Source organism: Nonomuraea gerenzanensis (genome assembly GCF_020215645.1).
GTDB lineage: Bacteria > Actinomycetota > Actinomycetes > Streptosporangiales > Streptosporangiaceae > Nonomuraea > Nonomuraea gerenzanensis.
Genome location: NZ_CP084058.1, coordinates 6,465,599 through 6,480,916, shown reverse-complemented (window position 1 = coordinate 6,480,916; position 15,318 = coordinate 6,465,599). Strand labels below are relative to the sequence as shown.

Sequence of the window (15,318 nt, the reverse complement as noted above, 5' to 3'; positions counted from 1 at the left end):
GGCTTCGAGGGCGGGCGACGCGGTAGGGCTTCAGGGGCGGGCGACGCGGTAGCGCAAATGAGTCACGAGCGCGTCGCCTGTGCCCGGCTCCCCGACCGGGACCAGCTCGGCCCGTTCGCCGCCGAACAGCGGCGTGCCCCCGCCGAGCAGCACCGGAACCAGGTGCAGCCACACCTCGTCGAGCAACCCCGCCGCGAGCAACTGCCGGGCGACGCCCGCACCCAGCACCAGGACGTCCTTGCCCCCGGCCGCGTCCCCGGCACGCCGGACCGCCGCCTCCAGCCCGTCGAACGCGAACGTCCCGCCGTTGTCCCCGAGAAGGTCCTGCCTGGTCCGGTGGGTGACCACGAAGCTCGGCACGCCGGCCCACGGAGTGCCGCCCCACGGACGCAGACCCAGGTCGAACGTGCGCCGCCCGATGACCGTGGCCCCCACCGCCTCGTCCACCTGGCGGCGGACCACCTCGTCGATCCCGCCGCCGCCCATCCACTCGTGCAGCCGTTCGCCGCCGTCGCCCATGGGCTCGTCCTCCCGGACGTCCGGCCCGGTCGTGAAACCGTCCAGGGACACCGACACGTCCAGCACCACCTTGCTCATCGTGAGCCCTCCTCCGTCTCGATCGGTGCTCTCAGGAGGAGGTCGGAGCCGGGCGCGCCGTCTCGACATCACCGGCGGCACTTCTCGGCGCGGCCACGCAGGCCGCGCCTCAGGCGGTGCGCCTGCCCAGGTCGCGCAGCTCGTCGGGGCTCAGAGAGGAGACGTTCTGGTCGATCGGGGAGTCGGTGTACTGGTGGATCGTCCAGGACTTCCAGTCGGCGGGCGGGGTGATCATGCCCTTGGCCTTACCGTAGTGCGCCACCCAGAGCGGGTAGTCGGCCAGGCCCTTGCCGTAGGTGTCGGCGAAGTTCCAGCCGCTGTAGAACATCGGGGTGACCCCGGTCCTGGCCTTGACGTGGGCCAGCCACGCCTTGGCCCAGGCGTTCACCTGCTCGACGGACCGGTCGTCGGCCGTCTCCAGGTCCAGGACCAGCAGATCGCCGGGCTCGGCGGGCTGCGCGTTCACCACGGACAGGAAGTGGTCGGCCTCGGCGATGGGGTCGTTGCCGGGGTGGCCGTAGTGGTAGGCGCCGCGCACGATGCCCTTGGCGCCCAGCTCCCGCCAGTTCCTGGCGAACGAGGCGTCGCGGAACTCGGTGCCCTCCGTGGCCTTGACGATGCCGAACTGGGCCGAGCTGGCGTTCCAGTCGTAGAGCGGCTCGTAGTTGGAGATGTCCAGGCCGTAGGAGAGCGAGCGGGCCCCCTGCTGGGATCCCTGCGGGGTCTCGTGCTGGGTGACGTGGCCGGCGGACGAGGCCAGCGCCGTGCCGGCCACGCCGGTCAGGGCGGTGGCGCCCGCCAGGATCGCGCCGCCGACGGCCAGCGCGCAGCGCTCGGTGAGCTGGTTCTTCAGGGTGGTGGCAAGCCGGGGCTTGGGCATGAGGGGATGACTCCTTGCTTCCATGCCGCCTACCGGGTTAGCTGACGGGTTCGGGCCTGGAAGTGCCCTACGGGCGCGGCGTGCGCCCGATTCACCCCGGAAAGATTGGGTCCCCGGTTCCGCGGGTCATGCGGATTCGGCGGCCGGGCGTCGTTCTCGCGGTCAGAGCCGGCGGGAACGGCGCTCGGTCCGGTCGACAGTGCAGGCGACGACCTGACACGAACGCGTCAGTACGTGCGTTGCCTGCCTATCGAAGGTACATATCACCCCAAAAGCGGTGCAAATATGGCAAAGAAGGTCCCCTGGGGGTGGGGGCCTTCATCGCCGTCCCAGTCGGCGATCCGCGGCTGGGTAAAACTTTCCGCCGTCCCCGGGGTCAGCGCTCCGCGGTGACGCGGCGGCGGCTCAGGACCAGGCCGAGGGCGATCATGACGATGCCCAGCCCCAGGTGCAGCCAGTTGTCGGCAGTGTTCAGCGGGACGAAGTTGGCCGGCGTGTCATGCCCGACCAGCAGGCCGTAGATCCACAGCAGCAGGTAGATCACGCCTCCGCCGATGAGGAAGTTGCGCGCGCCGCTCCAGGTCCGGGCGAGCAGGACGCCGACGATGCCGAACAACAGGTGGACGATGTTGTGCAGGATCGATACCTGGAAGACGCCGAGCAGGTGCGCGCCGGACTCGTGGCCGGCGAACTGCAGCTCGTCGTAGTCAGTGGTGATGCCGGGGATGAAGCCCAGCACCCCGACCAGCAGGAATGCCGCACCGACGATGAGGGCGGCGAGCTGCAGGGGTGTGCGGGCGGTGGGGGTGTGCGGGGTGTCCATCGTGGACCTCCCTTGCTAGGTGGACCCCCCTTCTACCCTCAGATGCCAAGTCAGTCGGCACTTGTGAGTAACGGCTGTCTGCGGCATCGCCTGCGACAGCGGCCACTTGGCGATCGCGAGCCGCTCCGCTGCGTCGTTCACGACAGCGGCCGCTCTCCTGCCCTCGCACGTGCTCACCGACGACCCGCCCCGGGCCGCCGTCCTCACCCCAGGCCGGCGGCGGATGCAGTCAGTGCGAGTCCCAGGGCGCCCCCACGGTGTAGAGCAACGTGGCGAGCGCGAACAACGCGCACACCGCCTGGGCGATCCTGGGCGAGTTCTTGACGCGCTTCATGACGAACGACCTTTCGTGTCGGGATGCCGCCGCATCGCGGCGGCGATGAGCAGAGCGGTGCCGACCGAGAGGACGACATCGCCCAAGCTGACGATCTTCCGCAGGCCGGGGATCGGAATGATGTCGGCCAGGAAGAGCAGCTGCGTGCCGGACGAGGCCGGCTCGTTCTTGGCCGTGGCACTGCCGGGCGGCAGCCCGATGACCTCCGCCGCCCAAGCCGAGTACGGCATGGCCCCGTTCAGCGCGATGGCCAGCCCGTTCATCGCGGCCCCGGCCAGGACGAGCACGGCGGCCCGGCGCATCCGCGGCGAGAAGCGCGGGAAGTTGACCGCCAGCCACACCAGGACGATGGCGAAGGTCAGGACGAGGAGCGGCGCGGCGTCCACCACGTAGGCGTGCACGGCCTGGACCGCGACCGCCAGCCACAGCAGCCAGTACGCCCGAAAACCGCCCGCGATGCCCACCAGGCAACCGCCCCGCAGGCGGCCGACGGCGACTCCGGCGACGACCGGCACCGCCGCGAGCACGAGAAACCCAGGCACCCCAGCCCCTTCCGTCACCACCTGCTGCCTGCGCCGGAGTCAACCAGCCGGGTGTGTCACGACGGCTTCAGATCTGCTTCAGCCCACGGAGGAATGCCAAGGCGCCAGAACCGGCCCTTCGACGTCCGGAACCATCGGTCTCGTCGGGCGAGATGGCCACTCATGGACGAGGACCGCGACCCCGTCACCGGGCTGGACGAAGTCCGCTGGAGCCGCATGCGACACGCCTGCGGCTCGGCGAAGAGGCGCAGCACGGCGATGCCGGGGCAGCGGCGGCGGCATGGAGCCGGAGGCAGTCGTCGCCGCCGATCACAGCCGATCCACCATGCCGCACCCGCGCCCACCTCTCCTCCGCCAGTAGCACCCGGAGGGGCCGGCGCGCATCACGCCTCTAAGCCCCCTCCCGCCGCTGAGTGAACCGCACAATGTTCCCAGAAGGATCGAGGAAGGCGCAGTCACGAGCACCATCAGACCGATCGATCGGTTCCTGTAGCACCTCGGCCCCCGCCGCCTCCACACGCACGAACGTGGCGTCGCAGTCGTCGGTGGCGAAGACGAGGCGGCCCAGCAGCCCCTTGGCCATCAGGCTCTCGATCGCCCGCCGATCCGCCGGCGACACGCCAGGGTCCGCGCCCGGCGGGGAGAGGAAGATGCGCACCTCCGGCTGCTCCGGCGGGCCGACGCTCACCCGGTGGAGCTCATCCGGCTCCCCGTCCTGGCGTACCTGGAAGCCGAGCACGTCGCGGTAGAAGCCGAGCGCCGCGTCGAGGTCGTGGACGGGGAGGGTGCACATCGAGAGCTTGAACCGCGTGCCGGTCAAAGACGTTCCTTGCTGTCGTGGTTGGCGAGATAGACGATGTCGAGGTCGCGGAGGCGGTCGGGGTCGGTGTCGATGGCGATGCGGGTGATCCGCCCCTCGCTGATGGTGAACGCGAAGACGGCCCTGGGGCGGCCGCGGTGCAGCCAGACGGCCGACGGCACGCCGTCCACCAGGGCGAGCCGGGCGGCCTTTGCGCCGCCGGTGAAGAAGGTCGCCACCGCGTTGCCGCCGCGGATCTCGCCGACCACCGCGTCCGGATCGAGGAGTTCGAGCAGGGCGGCGAAGTCGCCGTTCCTGGAGGCGGACAGGAAGGCCTCGACGATGTCGCGCTTGGCGGACCGCGCGGCGTCGGAGGCGCCTGCCGCTCCCTGAACGCGGCGCCGGGCCCGGCTGGCGAGCTGCCTGGCCGCGGTGGGGGAGCGGTCGATGATGGTGCCGATCTCCGCGAACGACACGGCGAAGACGTCATGCAGCACGAACGCGAGCCGTTCCGCGGGCGTCAGCGTGTCCAGCACCACCATCAGCGCGACGCCGACCGAATCGGCCAGCAGGGCCTCGTCCTCGGGCCCTGCCTGGCCGGCCGGATGGACGTGCGTGCGCGGCAGGTGCGGCTCGTCCGGCTCGGGCGGTAGCGCCCCCGCCGCGTCCTCGCGCCGGTTGCGGCGCGCCTCCAGCATGTTCAGGCAGACGCGGGCGACGACCGTCGTCAGCCAGCCGGCCGGGTTCTCCACCTGCCCGGTGTCGGCGCGGCTGACCCGCAGCCACGCCTCCTGCACCGCGTCCTCCGCCTCGCCGGGTGAGCCGAGCATCCGGTAGGCCACCGCGTGCAAGCGGGCCTGGTGCTCGGCGAACCGCTCGCTCACCCAATCGTGCTCGACCATCTGTCACATTCCTCCGTATCGCCGGTCATTACTTATTGACCGGCGAACTTGCGCCGATGTGACTTCCGGGCACATCCCGGGTGTCTCACCCCGCTACGTACATATATAGGGAGACATGGCATGAAAGCTCACGTCAGCTCGATCCTGCTCGGCGTCCGCGACATGGAGCGGGCCAAGCGGTTCTACACCGAAGGGCTCGGCTGGACGGTCAAGAACGACTGGGGCATCTCGGTGTTCTTCGAATCGGACGGAGCCTCGCCCGTCGGCTTCTACCGCCGCGAGGGCCTGGCCGAACAGGTGGGCACGAGCGCGGAGGGCAGCGGGTTCAGCGGGCTCGTGCTCACCTACGTCGTCCGCAGTGAGGCGCGGGTCGACGAGGTCATGGCGGAGGCCGAGAAGGCGGGCGCCACGGTGCTGAAGCCCGCCGGCGCCCTGCCGTGGGGCGGTTACGGTGGCACGTTCGCGGACCCGGACGGGTACATCTGGAGCCTCGGCTACAGCGCCCGGGGCACGGACCAGCCCTACGCCGAGTAGCCGAGTAGCCGAGTGGCCGAGTAGGGGTAGCGGTAGCAGCTCGGCGCCGGTGCGGGATCGTGCCGGCGCCGAGTCACGCGACATCCGGGGCCGGGCGGGCAGGGCCGTTGGGCCCTGGGGAACGGGGGCCTCGGACCCTGCCGCGGACGGGTATGAGCATGGTGCGATAGGAGGTGACAAAGGAGGCAAATCGTGATCATCGTAGGAGTCGATGGATCCGTGGCGTCGCGAGCCGCCGTGGAGTGGGCCGCCGGCGACGCCGCGCGCAGGCACGTGCCGCTCCGGATCGTGCACGTCGTGGACACCTCCTGGTACCAGGTGGGCAAACGCCCCGACGCCACCCTCCCTGACTCGCTGCTGCGCGCGGGGGAGCAGGTGCTCGGCGAGGCCGAGGCGCTCGCCGTCGAGCGTCAGCCGGCTGCCGAGGTCACCACCGAGCTGGTGACGGGCCGGCCCGCCGAGATGCTGCCCGCGCAGGCCGGTGGCGCGAGCGAGCTGGTGGTGGGCAGCCGCGGGCTCGGCGGGTTCGCGGGCGCGCTGCTGGGCTCGGTGAGCATGCACCTGGCCGGGCACGTGCACTGCCCCGTCGTGGTGGTGCGCGGCGAGCAGCTGTCCGCCGACGGGGAGATCGTGGTGGGGGTGGACGACTCGCCGGAGTGCGAGCCCGCGCTGGCCTACGCGTTCGAGCAGGCGAGACTACGCGGCGCGCCGCTGCGGGCCGTGCACGCCTGGCAGTTGCCGGTGCACGCGTACGCGCCCGAGATCCCCTACGACCTCGACGAGGTACGGGCCGCGAGCCTCCAGGTCGTCCGCGACCGGCTGAAGACGTTCAGCCGCGACTACCCGCAGGTGAACGTGACGGAGGACGTGCGGCCCGCGCATCCCGTGGACGCGCTCACCGAGGCGGCCGAGCAGGCCGGCCTGCTGGTGGTGGGCTCGCACGGGCGGGGCGCGCTGGGGTCGGCGCTGCTCGGCTCGGTCAGCAGGAACGTGTTGCACCACGCCCGCTGCCCGGTGGCCGTGGTCCGCGCCTGACCCGCGCCCCTGCCTCCTGCGTCGCCGGTGCCTTCGCACGCCGGATCAGCGGCCCGGCGGGTGACACGCCTGCCGTTGGTGGCGAGGGACGCCGTGTTCGGGCTGGGCGGCCTCATGGCCGAGGGCGCCACGGTGACCGGATTCCACCGCGGGACGTGCAGGACCACGTGAGCCGCCCGTTCAGCGGAAGTCCGTGAGGCGGAACACCGCCAGCATGTCCGCCGCCCGCGACGCCCCCGTCGAGAAGGACGCCTCGGCGCCCACCCAGCCGCGGAACGCGCCGTCGTCGTCGACGATCTGCATGAGCGGCTTGACGTGGGAGTTGCCGGTGTAGCAGAACTCGCGGCGCTCCATCGCCAGGCAGGTGCACCAGTGCCACATCGTGTCGCGGCGGTCGGAGTCGGAGATCTTCGTCAGGTAGTACTGGATGGAGCTGACGCCGGCCTTCGTCCCGCCGCCGTAGCGGGGGCAGCCGCCCGACTTCTGGCAGGCGCCGCGCGAGGACGGCTGCAGGTACGTCAGGCACGAGGTCGTGGTGGCGCAGGCACGGAAGGCGGAGTGGCTGAACGGCTGGTTGCCGGAGGTGACGAGCTTGCCGCCGGCCCAGCTCGTCAGATCCTGCCTGAGCGAGCCCGGGAACGCCTTGACCGAGCTCATCGCGCGCCGGGTGCCGATCGCGGCGTTGCTGCCGTAGCCGTACCCGTGCGTGGCGAGGGTGCTCCGCCTGAGATCGAGGCGGGCCAGCTTGCCGTCGGGGGAGCGGCGCACGTTCCACTGCTCCGTCCACGTCTGGGCGATCTTCCAGCGGATGGTCAGGACGTCGCCCGCCATCGTGTACGTCCCCGCGCGGCTCTCGTCCGGGGCGCCGGTGAAGCCGCCCGCGGTGAGCACCCGGCAGGTGCGGGCGCGCGTGGCCGAGCCGCCCGCCTTGGTGGTGCAGCCCTGGTCGGGCACCATCCCGGTGCGCTGCCTGGCCTCGGGACGGCGCTGCCACCACAGGTACATGGAGGCGCTGACCGTGCCGTTCGCGGCGAAGCGGTAGCTGCCGAGACGCACCCAGTTCTGCCGGGACGCGGCCTTGAGGTGGCCCTGCGAGACCACGAACGTGCTCTTCCCTCCTGGCAGTGCCGGGGCGGCGGTCTGGGTGGCGGCGGCAGACCGGACGGGCAGAAGGGCGATGGCGAGGACGAAGGAGAGGATCGCCGCGGCGGTTCGCATGAATCAGGGCTCCGGAAGGCTGGCGGGCTTGGCCGATCGTCAACGCGCCACCGTACGGGATCTCCGCGGGCCCTGTCCCGGGAACGGGCCCGCACGACCGGTATCGCCCCTTGTACGGCATGTGCGCGCGGCTCAGCCGCTGAGCGCCTGGGCGGCGTAGAGGAGGGCCAGCGCGACGGCCAGGCCGCCCAGCAGCAGCCGCAGCCCGCGCTCGGGCAGGCGCGGCTGCAGGTGCGCGCCCGCGTACCCGCCGATCAGCCCGCCGGCCCCGCACGCCAGCCCCAGCGCCCACTCGGGCGCGATGTCGCCGGGAGCGCTCAGCGCCAGGACGGCGTAGGTGAGCGCCCCGGCGATCGAGGTGAGGAACGTCGAGGCGAGCGCGGCGGGCGCCACCCTGGCGACCGGCAGCCCGCGACCGGCCAGGATCGGCCCCAGCAGCGACCCGCCGCCGATGCCGTAGATCCCGCCCGCGACGCCCACACAGAACCCCAGTACGACGACCGCACGCGGGGCGGGGTCGACCACGGTGCCGGGACGGCGGGGCGGGCGCAGCGTGCGTACCCACAGCCACAGGCCCAGCGGCAGGAGCAAGCCGGCGACCAGGAGGCGGAACACCTGCGGGCCGGGGAGCAGGAAGACGCGCACGAGCGCGCCGGCGACCACGCCCGGCAGGGTCCCGGCCACCAGCAGCCGGGTCAGCGGGCCGCCGAGCTGGCCGCGCCCCAGGTAGCGCAGGAGTGCGCCCGGGGTGGCCACGACGTTGTAGAGCAGGTTGGTGGGGGTCACGGCCGGGCTCGGCACGCCGAGCACGCTGAGCTGGACGGGCAGCAGGAACACGGCGCCCGAGACGCCGACGGGGGCGGTCACGATGGCGATCACCAGGCCCGACGTGAAACCTAGGAGACCTTGCCACCAGCTCATGGCAGCACCGCGCGCGTCCCGTCCGCCGCGCCGGAGCAGATCATGGCGTGGCCGCGGGCGGGAGCGATCGCCCGCAGGCGCCGGCGCGGGCGGCGGCCAGCGTGACGAGAGCGGCCCGGTCGGCGGTGGCCTCGTCCACCGGGTCGCCGGTGACGAGCAGGCGCAGGTAGATCGGCGCGGCCAGGGTCTTCAGCACTTCGCCGGGATCGGTGTCCCGAGGCAGCTCACCCCGTGAGACGGCACGCGCCACCACCGGCTCCGCCCTGGCGAGCCGGTCGTCGAACACCTGCCGCCGGGCCGCCGCGATCTCGGGCAGGCGGGCCGCGTCGGTGAACATGGCGGCGAGGAGGGCCTGCCCGGTGGGGCTGGTGAACGTCTGGACGAGTGAGCGCGCCAGCGCCCGCAGGTCGGTCTCGATCGCGCCGGTGTCGGGGACGGGGATGTCCATCGCCATGTGCTCGGCCAGCGCGTCGGTGATCAGGCTCTCCCGGTCCTTCCACCGCCGGTACACCGTCGTCTTGTGCACCCCGGCGCGCTGGGCGACGTGCTCCACGGTCAGCTCGGCGTAGCCCCTGTCCACGAGCTCGGCGAGGGTGGCGGCATGGACGGCGGCGCGCACCTTGGCGCCGCGCCCGACCGGCGGCCTGCCAGAGGCAGGGGACGGGGAAGGATCAGGCTGCATTGCAACTCCGAGTTGCGATATGTCGGATACGGATGGCACGATCAGGCTATCGCAACACGAAGTTGCGATACGTTCCCGATCTCCTAGGTGGCCCATCATGCGCAACCCCGCCATCCCCGACCAGACCGGCCGCATCGCGATGGTGACCGGCGCCAACAGCGGCATCGGCTACGTCACCGCCCGCGAGCTGGCCCGCCACGGCGCCCACGTCGTGCTGGCCTGCCGCGACCCGGGACGCGGCGGGGCAGCCCTGGCCCGCATGCGGGACGAGGTGCCCGGCGCGCGGCTCGAGCTGGGCCGGGTGGATCTCGGCAGCCTCGCCTCGATCAGGGAGTTCGCCGCCGGCTGGCGGCACGACCGGCTCGACCTGCTGGTGAACAACGCGGGGGTGGCGATGGTGCCCTACGCCAGGACGGCCGACGGGTTCGAGTCGCAGTTCGGCGTCAACCATCTGGGCACGTTCGCGCTGACCGGCCTGCTGCTGCCGCACCTGCTGGCCGCGCTCGATCCCCGCGTGGTCACCGTGAGCAGCGAGGGGCAGCGGTTCGCCCGCTTCGACCTGGGCAACCTCGACGCCGAGCGCGGTTACCGGGCGGCGTTCGCGTACGTGCAGTCCAAGCGCGCCAACCTCTACTTCGCCGTGGAGTTGCAGCGCCGCGCCGACGCCGCCGGGCTGCGGCTGCGCAGCATGGCCGTCGCGCCCGGCCTCACCCGCACCGGCGTGCTCACCGGCGGCGCCAACAGCAGCAGGGGACGGCTGTACGCGACCCTCGTCCGGCTGCTGATCCGGGTGGCCTTCCGCCCGGTCTCGGAGGGGGCGCGGACCTCCCTGTACGCGGCGACCGTGCCGGATCTGCCCGGCGGCAGCTACATCGTCCCCGACGGCCCGCTGCAACTGCGGGGCGAGCCGACCCGCAGGACGCGGGAGCGCGCCATCCGCGACGCCGCGACCGCCGCGGATCTGTGGCGGCTGTCCGAACGCCGCACCGGCGTCACCTACGACCTGCCCGCGGCAGGCTCGTCCCGCCGGCACCGGACGATCGGCGGGTAGAGTCCAGATCTGTGGAGGTCTACCTGCTGATCCTGGGGGATCATCTGCCGGATCCACGTACCGGACGAGCACCTTCCGAGCCAGAGCGCATCCGAGCCATCGTCGAGCAGGCCGTCGCGGCCGAGGAGGCCGGGTTCACCGGCGTCGCCGTCGGTGAGCACCACTTCACCCGTTACATCATCTCCGCGCCTGAGCTGCTGCTCGCCACCATCGCCGCCCGCACGTCCAGGCTGCGGCTGTCCACCGGTGTCACGCTGCTGGCCCACCACGACCCCGTACGCGTCGCCGAGGAGCTCGCCACCCTCGACGTGCTGTCCGGCGGGCGGGCCGAGCTGATCGTGGCCAGAGGCGTGTCCAAGGAGACCGACGTCGCCTTCGGCATCACCGCGTCCGACCTGCGGCCCCGGTTACACGAGTACCTGCGCCTGCTGCTGAAGCTGTTGCAGGAGGAGGACGTCACCTGGCGCGGCACGTTCCGCAGCCCGCTGGCGAACGTGACCACCACGCCCCGCCCCATCCAGCGGCCCCACCCGACGTTGTGGGTCGGCAGCGGCTCGGCGGCCTCCGCCGACTTCGCCGCCGAGCTGGGCCTGCCGCTCATGCTGCCCAGCACCCTGCGCGACCCCGGCGTCTACGTGGACGTGGTGGCCGGCTACCGGCGGTACGGGCCGGGCCGGGTGGCGCTGCCCAGCCACGTGTTCGTCGCCGAGCGCGGTGCCCGGGAGCGGTGGCGGCCCTACCTGGAGGCGTACGCCTCGTTCGCCAGCCCGTGGCGGGGCGACGGCCGGGCGATCGACATCGACGCGCTGATGGAGGGCGCGGCGATCTGCGGCGACCCCAGCGAGGTCGCCGACCGGCTCAACGCGCAGCGCAAGCTGCTGGGCCTGGACGCGCACCTGGTGCTGATCGACATCGGCGGCCTGCCACGCGACGAGGTGCTCGCCGCGATCCGGCTGTTCGGCGAGAAGGTCATGCCGCAGCTGCGATGAGTTCCGCGGCCGGGCGAGGTCTATCCCTGCGCACGTGCACGCTCCGAACGAACCAGTGAGGGATCATGAGCGCGAACGCACTACCGCCCGTCGTCGACACCGACACCTGGCAGCGCGAGCTCGACGCGCTGCGCGCCAGGGAGAAGGCCGCGACCAGGGAGCTCGACGCCATCGCCGCCCAGCGCCGCCGCCTGCCCATGGTCCGGATGCCGGACTACACCCTGGAGGGCGAGAACGGCCCCGTCCGGCTCGCCGACGTCTTCGAGGGCAAGAGACAGCTCATCGTCTACAACCACATGTGGTTCCCGGGCGAGGAGTGGCAGTGCGGGGGCTGCACCGGCTTCACCTCGCAGTTCACCCGGCTGCACTTCCTGGACAACTACGACGCCCGGTTCGTCATCGTCACCCAGGGCCCCATCGACGAGGCGCTCGCCTACAAGCGCCGCGTCGGCAACGAGATGACCTGGTACTCCACCGCGAACAGCCCGTTCGGCGCGGACGTCGGCGCCCCTCCCGGCGGCGGCTTCGCCGTCAACGTGTTCCTGCGCGACGGTGAGACCGTGTACCGCACCTGGCACACCAACGGCCGGGGCACCGAGCAGCTCAGCCACACCTTCCCGCTGATCGACGTGCTGCCGTACGGGCGGCAGGAGGAGTGGCAGGACTCGCCCGAGGGCTGGCCGAAGTCGCCCACCTACAGCGGATGGGCCGGCTCCAAGACCATCGCCGAGCTCTACGGCCCGGACTCCGCCTAGCGACGGCGGGAACGCGGCGCCACACCGGCGTCGCTGCCGGCCACCTACCGCGAGCAGTACATCGAGCCGCGCCGCCGGCTGATCCACGCCGCACCGGCGCGGGCCGAGCCGGCGCCGAGGCCGACCGGCTGCTGCGGACGCCAGGGGAGAGCTGCGCCCGCGCGCCCGGGGTCACGCCTCACGGCCGGCCCGCAATCGGGCGGCCAGGGCGGCGGCCTGGGTGCGGCGCTGCATGTCGAGTTTGGACAGCAGGTTGGAGACGTAGTTCTTGACCGTCTTCTCGGCCAGGAACATGCGCTCGCCGATCTGCCGGTTCGTCAGCCCCTCACCGATGAGGTCGAGGATCTGCCGTTCCTGGTCGGTGAGCGCGGCGAGGGGGTCCTTCCTGGCGGCCTGGTCGCGCAGCCGCTGGAGCATGGCGGCGGTGGTCTGCGGGTCGAGCAGCGACTGGCCGGAGGCGACCGTGCGCACGGCGCCCACCAGGTCGGAGCCGTGGATCTGCTTGAGCACGTAGCCTGAGGCTCCGGCCATCACGGCGTCGAACAGGGCGTCGTCGTCGGCGAACGAGGTCAGCATCAGGCACGCCAGGCCCGGCACCCGTGAGCGCACCTCGCGGCAGACGTCCACGCCGTTGCCGTCGGGCAGCCGCACGTCCAGCACCGCCACGTCCGGCACGAGTGCGGGGATGCGCGCGATGGCGGATTCGGCGGTGCCCGCCTCGCCGATCACCTCGATGTCGTCCTCGGAGTCGAGCAGGGCGGCGACGCCACGGCGGACGACCTCGTGGTCGTCGAGCAGGAACACCCGAATCATGCCGCTGACGCTACCGAGGCGCTGACCTGCACGGTAGGACCAAAGTCCCCCAAGCGGCCGGCCGAAGGTCCCGCCGTGCCCGCCCACCCGTCAGGCCGTGCTCTCCCGCCGCGTCAGGCGCTGCACGCCCGCCCGTTCAGGCGGTCGGAGGGTGCTCCCCGGCGGGCGTCAGGCCGTGCTCGTCCGCGAAGGCCCGGCGGCACAGACCGTGGCAGAAACCGTACAAGGTGCCTTCGTGCACGAGGGTGATCGGCGAGTCAGGTTCCACGCTCATGCCGCAGATCGGGTCGATCAGCTTGCCCGCCGCCCCGGCCGGCGCCTCCTGGCCGGCGGTACGGTCCCGGTAGGGGCGGGAGATGAGCTCGGTCAGCTCCAAGGTGCTCATGGCCTTGCCATGGATCCCGATGCCACCCTCGCTGACCCCTTCGACGAGGACCACCGCGTGCGGTTCGCGCCGCACCCGCCCCGGATCGCGACCGGCCTGCCGCTCGGTCTCGGCCAGGGCGTCGGTGACCATGGTGACCACCTCCTCGCACATCTCCCTGCGCCACGACGCCGGGACCGTGACCCGTACCAGATAACGCGGCGGATCCGCCGGATCGGCGGCCGGCCGCTGACCGAGCACCCAGGTGGCGGGCTCGTGCACGAGCACCTGCGTGATCAGCCGCTCGGCGTCGATGATCTCGATGGCGTGGCTGTCGTCCTCGGACATCAGCGTGTCGATGAGCAGGCGCCCCAGCGCCTGACGCTCGTCCGCACGCAGGGCTCCCGCGGGCACGAAGACCTCGATCAGCAGCATGACCTCACCCCAATCCCTCGGAACGGACTTCCCGGCCGAGGTCCACGATGCCCTGGGAGGGTATGCGGGGACATCCGGCGGACGGACGATCCGCCGCCTACCGCGAGGGGAGTAGCGTGCGGCGATCATGCGCCCCCGCTCGTACCCACCGAAGATCAGGAACAGCGCAGCAGCAACATGAACCCGTAGTCCATGTGCAGCTGCTGATGGCAGTGGAACAGCGACAGCCCCGGCTGGTCGGCGGTGAAGTCGAAGTCGAGGCGCTGGTAGCCGCCGAGCATGACCACGTCCTTGAGCAGGCCGTGGACGGGCGTGCCTGCGACGTGGGCGATCTCGAACGTGTGACGGTGCAGGTGCACGGGATGCACGTCGTCGGTGGCGTTGCGCAGGCGCACCCGGTAGCGCTTGCCGCGCTCGATCGGCAGGACCGGTCCGTTGGCGCGCATGGAGAACGCGGTGCCGTTCATCGTCCAGACGTTGAACCCCTCGTCGGCGGCGTTGCGCTTCTCCACCAGCAGGTCGATCACCTCATCGGGCCGTACGGCGGAGGCGCCGGGCCGGGCGAAGGCCCGGTAGTCCCAGCGGAACGCGGCGGGCGCGCGCCACCGCGGGGAGCCCGTGCGCCCGGCGTACTCGACCACCGTGCCCATCCCGGCTCCCCGGTCGTCGTCCGACAGGTCGCCCAGCACCCACACGCCGGGACGGTTCATCTCCACGATCGCCGAGACGCGTTCTGCGGTGCCCAGCCACAACACCGGCACCTCGGCCGGCCGCGGCACCGGGTTCCCGTCGAGCGCGACGACCCGGAAGGAGTGCCCGGGCAGGGCCAGGCTGCGGATCTCGGTGGCGCTGCCGTTGAGCACGTGGAACAGCACCCGCTGCCCTGCCCTAACCTTGATCGGCTCGCCGTGGCCCAGCATGCGGCCGTTGACGCTGAAGAGGCTGTAGCCGACCTCGAAGCCGTGCGGCATGCCGCGCCGCAGCGACGCGGCCATCGCCTGCTCGCCCCTGCGCCGCAGCTCGGGCACCGGCGCGCCGGCCAGGAAGTCGGCCGCCATGTCGCCGCCGCTGCTGAAGGCGGGCTGGAACTCCTTCAGCACCAGGAACACCTCCTGGTCGTACGCGCCGAGGTCGGCCCTGGGCTCGATGTAGACGGGCCCCACCTGGCCGCTGTACTGGCCCTTCGACAGGTCGTCGCGCGGCACCAGGTGGGTGTGGTAGAAGCGGAAACCCGCCGGGCCCGGGGTGAACGACAGGCGCCGCATGCCGTGGGCCGGGATGTACGGGGTGCCCTCCTCGGCCGAGCCGTCGACGTCCACGGGCACGATCTGGCCGTGCCAGTGCAGCTGCTCGGGGGTGTCGGTGTCGTTGTGCACGTCCACCACGACGGGGCGGCCCTCGGTGAGCCGCAGCAGCGGGCCGGGGAACCGGCCGTTGTAGGTCGTGGTGGACACGACCGTGTCGGGTGCCAGCTCGACCAGGCCGGTCCCGATCCGCAGCACGTGGTCGGCCCTGCCGGGCAGCGCGAACGTGGAGGTGGCCGTGGAGCCGCAGGCGCCGAGTGCCGCGCCCGCCCCTCCGGTCAGCAGGGCCGCGCCGCCCAGCCTGAGCACGTCCCGGCGAGCGATCGCCATGGTCTCCTCC

Annotated in this window: 17 protein-coding genes and 1 riboswitch; of the genes, 5 read left to right on the top strand and 12 right to left on the bottom strand. The window is 72.1% G+C overall.

From position 1 onward, the window contains the following. Window positions 1-30: 30 nt before the first annotated feature. From LCN96_RS30315 to LCN96_RS30290, 6 genes are all read right to left on the bottom strand, one after another. Complete coding sequence (locus LCN96_RS30315; RefSeq protein ID WP_225265829.1) at window positions 31-597, bottom strand: dihydrofolate reductase family protein; 567 nt, start codon at window positions 595-597, stop codon at window positions 31-33. A gap of 109 nt (window positions 598-706) precedes the next feature. After that, window positions 707-1,477, bottom strand: a complete 771-nt coding sequence (locus tag LCN96_RS30310; protein ID WP_225265828.1) for a glycoside hydrolase family 25 protein — start codon at window positions 1,475-1,477, stop codon at window positions 707-709. An 11-nt stretch (window positions 1,478-1,488) separates the two neighbouring features. Further along, window positions 1,489-1,629: riboswitch (cyclic di-AMP (ydaO/yuaA leader) on the bottom strand. A gap of 224 nt (window positions 1,630-1,853) precedes the next feature. Next, on the bottom strand, window positions 1,854-2,300 hold the full coding sequence (locus LCN96_RS30305; RefSeq protein WP_225265827.1) for a DUF4383 domain-containing protein: 447 nt from the start codon (window positions 2,298-2,300) through the stop codon (window positions 1,854-1,856). Between the two features lie 330 nt (window positions 2,301-2,630). Continuing rightward, entirely contained in the window at window positions 2,631-3,176 is a 546-nt protein-coding gene (locus LCN96_RS30300) for a DUF5317 family protein (RefSeq protein WP_225265826.1), read from the bottom strand. Between the two features lie 391 nt (window positions 3,177-3,567). Continuing rightward, window positions 3,568-3,996, bottom strand: a complete 429-nt coding sequence (locus LCN96_RS30295) for a VOC family protein (protein WP_318528317.1) — start codon at window positions 3,994-3,996, stop codon at window positions 3,568-3,570. After that, a complete protein-coding gene (locus LCN96_RS30290; protein WP_225265825.1) occupies window positions 3,993-4,877 on the bottom strand; it encodes a sigma-70 family RNA polymerase sigma factor in 885 nt (294 codons plus the stop codon). The genes LCN96_RS30295 and LCN96_RS30290 overlap by 4 nt, the downstream gene beginning before the upstream one ends. A 120-nt stretch (window positions 4,878-4,997) precedes the next feature. Between LCN96_RS30290 and LCN96_RS30285 the strand changes: the two genes are divergently transcribed. Then, window positions 4,998-5,411, top strand: coding sequence for a VOC family protein (locus tag LCN96_RS30285; RefSeq protein ID WP_225265824.1), 414 nt, complete (start codon window positions 4,998-5,000; stop codon window positions 5,409-5,411). A gap of 192 nt (window positions 5,412-5,603) precedes the next feature. Further along, window positions 5,604-6,446, top strand: a complete 843-nt coding sequence (locus LCN96_RS30280) for a universal stress protein (protein ID WP_225265823.1) — start codon at window positions 5,604-5,606, stop codon at window positions 6,444-6,446. Window positions 6,447-6,626: 180 nt separating this feature from the next. Here LCN96_RS30280 and LCN96_RS30275 read toward each other — a convergent pair whose 3' ends face one another. The 3 genes from LCN96_RS30275 to LCN96_RS30265 form a co-directional block, all read right to left on the bottom strand. Beyond that, complete coding sequence (locus LCN96_RS30275; protein WP_225265822.1) at window positions 6,627-7,664, bottom strand: hypothetical protein; 1,038 nt, start codon at window positions 7,662-7,664, stop codon at window positions 6,627-6,629. Between the two features lie 132 nt (window positions 7,665-7,796). Further along, window positions 7,797-8,543, bottom strand: a complete 747-nt coding sequence (locus tag LCN96_RS30270) for a sulfite exporter TauE/SafE family protein (protein WP_404823882.1) — start codon at window positions 8,541-8,543, stop codon at window positions 7,797-7,799. Between the two features lie 82 nt (window positions 8,544-8,625). Next, a complete protein-coding gene (locus tag LCN96_RS30265; RefSeq protein ID WP_225265820.1) occupies window positions 8,626-9,267 on the bottom strand; it encodes a TetR/AcrR family transcriptional regulator in 642 nt (213 codons plus the stop codon). Window positions 9,268-9,364: 97 nt separating this feature from the next. On the opposite strand from LCN96_RS30265, the gene LCN96_RS30260 reads away from it, so the two are divergent. The 3 genes from LCN96_RS30260 (at window position 9,365) to LCN96_RS30250 (ending at window position 12,062) form a co-directional block, all read left to right on the top strand. Next, window positions 9,365-10,318 (top strand): oxidoreductase, encoded by a 954-nt coding sequence (locus LCN96_RS30260; protein ID WP_225265819.1) that lies wholly within the window; start codon window positions 9,365-9,367, stop codon window positions 10,316-10,318. Between the two features lie 11 nt (window positions 10,319-10,329). After that, window positions 10,330-11,307 (top strand): LLM class flavin-dependent oxidoreductase, encoded by a 978-nt coding sequence (locus tag LCN96_RS30255; protein ID WP_225265818.1) that lies wholly within the window; start codon window positions 10,330-10,332, stop codon window positions 11,305-11,307. Between the two features lie 65 nt (window positions 11,308-11,372). After that, window positions 11,373-12,062: a DUF899 domain-containing protein gene (locus LCN96_RS30250; RefSeq protein WP_225265817.1), complete on the top strand. Its 690-nt coding sequence runs from the start codon at window positions 11,373-11,375 to the stop codon at window positions 12,060-12,062. A 171-nt stretch (window positions 12,063-12,233) separates the two neighbouring features. Here LCN96_RS30250 and LCN96_RS30245 read toward each other — a convergent pair whose 3' ends face one another. The 3 genes from LCN96_RS30245 to LCN96_RS30235 all read right to left on the bottom strand — a co-directional run bounded on the left by LCN96_RS30245 (window position 12,234) and on the right by LCN96_RS30235 (window position 15,308). Further along, window positions 12,234-12,875, bottom strand: coding sequence for a response regulator (locus LCN96_RS30245; RefSeq protein WP_225265816.1), 642 nt, complete (start codon window positions 12,873-12,875; stop codon window positions 12,234-12,236). Window positions 12,876-13,011: 136 nt separating this feature from the next. Beyond that, on the bottom strand, window positions 13,012-13,674 hold the full coding sequence (locus LCN96_RS30240; RefSeq protein WP_225265815.1) for a hypothetical protein: 663 nt from the start codon (window positions 13,672-13,674) through the stop codon (window positions 13,012-13,014). A 155-nt stretch (window positions 13,675-13,829) separates the two neighbouring features. Further along, window positions 13,830-15,308 carry a multicopper oxidase family protein gene (locus LCN96_RS30235; protein WP_225265814.1) on the bottom strand — a complete coding sequence of 493 codons (1,479 nt, stop codon included), beginning with the start codon at window positions 15,306-15,308 and terminating at the stop codon, window positions 13,830-13,832. Window positions 15,309-15,318: the final 10 nt, after the last annotated feature.

Bases quoted from the DNA above. Each gene is read 5' to 3' on its own strand.
- LCN96_RS30315 (WP_225265829.1), bottom strand. From the start codon at position 597: ATGAGCAAGGTGGTGCTGGACGTGTCGGTGTCCCTGGACGGTTTCACG.
- LCN96_RS30310 (WP_225265828.1), bottom strand. From the start codon at position 1,477: ATGCCCAAGCCCCGGCTTGCCACCACCCTGAAGAACCAGCTCACCGAG.
- LCN96_RS30305 (WP_225265827.1), bottom strand. From the start codon at position 2,300: ATGGACACCCCGCACACCCCCACCGCCCGCACACCCCTGCAGCTCGCC.
- LCN96_RS30290 (WP_225265825.1), bottom strand. From the start codon at position 4,877: ATGGTCGAGCACGATTGGGTGAGCGAGCGGTTCGCCGAGCACCAGGCC.
- LCN96_RS30285 (WP_225265824.1), top strand. From the start codon at position 4,998: ATGAAAGCTCACGTCAGCTCGATCCTGCTCGGCGTCCGCGACATGGAG.
- LCN96_RS30275 (WP_225265822.1), bottom strand. From the start codon at position 7,664: ATGCGAACCGCCGCGGCGATCCTCTCCTTCGTCCTCGCCATCGCCCTT.
- LCN96_RS30265 (WP_225265820.1), bottom strand. From the start codon at position 9,267: ATGCAGCCTGATCCTTCCCCGTCCCCTGCCTCTGGCAGGCCGCCGGTC.
- LCN96_RS30260 (WP_225265819.1), top strand. From the start codon at position 9,365: ATGCGCAACCCCGCCATCCCCGACCAGACCGGCCGCATCGCGATGGTG.
- LCN96_RS30250 (WP_225265817.1), top strand. From the start codon at position 11,373: ATGAGCGCGAACGCACTACCGCCCGTCGTCGACACCGACACCTGGCAG.
- LCN96_RS30245 (WP_225265816.1), bottom strand. From the start codon at position 12,875: ATGATTCGGGTGTTCCTGCTCGACGACCACGAGGTCGTCCGCCGTGGC.
- LCN96_RS30240 (WP_225265815.1), bottom strand. From the start codon at position 13,674: ATGCTGCTGATCGAGGTCTTCGTGCCCGCGGGAGCCCTGCGTGCGGAC.
- LCN96_RS30235 (WP_225265814.1), bottom strand. From the start codon at position 15,308: ATGGCGATCGCTCGCCGGGACGTGCTCAGGCTGGGCGGCGCGGCCCTG.